Genomic DNA, 591 nt, shown 5'->3' with positions numbered 1-591 from the left:
AGTAAGCAATCATGTCCGCTGTTTTCTGAACAATTTCGCCAAACATTGCAGCGTATGGCTTCTCTGCCGACGCACTATCAGCAAAGTGCCACTCGATGACTTTGTCCGCCAGCAACTTTTGCTCTGCCAATTGATTGGTATAGAAAAGGTGCTCGAAATGGCCAAAACGCACGTGGGTCTCCGCCATACGAATCAACATTGCGCCGAATTCTGTTTTCTCGCGATAAACAGGCGTGTCACTAACCATCATGCCAAGAGCACGAGTCGTCGGGATCCCAAGCCCCGCCATGGCTTCACTACATAGATATTCACGAATGGTTGAGCGCAACACCGCCCTGCCGTCCCCCATTCGCGAGTAGGGTGTTAGCCCCGCGCCTTTAAGGTGAATATCAAACCAAGTGCCATTTTGATGCTCAATTTCCGCCAACAGCAATCCACGTCCATCGCCCAAGTCTGGGTTGTAGACGCCAAACTGATGCCCTGCGTATTTCATCGCCAGAGGACGAAACGGTTCGAATTCGCTTTGCCCAGAAAAACCCGCCAATAGCTCATCGTTTTGCTCTGCTGGTAAACCAAACTGCTGCGCAAACT

Annotated in this window: 1 protein-coding gene; it reads right to left on the bottom strand. The window is 50.9% G+C overall.

Going from position 1 to position 591, the window contains the following annotated elements:
• Positions 1–591, bottom strand: a 591-nt coding sequence (locus R8O10_RS26365) for a protein adenylyltransferase SelO family protein (protein WP_318192118.1), incomplete at both ends; no start/stop codon positions are given.

The organism is Vibrio sp. 1727 (assembly GCF_033344415.1).
Lineage (GTDB): Bacteria > Pseudomonadota > Gammaproteobacteria > Enterobacterales > Vibrionaceae > Vibrio > Vibrio alginolyticus.
Note: the sequence above shows the minus strand (reverse complement) of the source record. Positions and strands in the feature narration are given on the sequence as shown.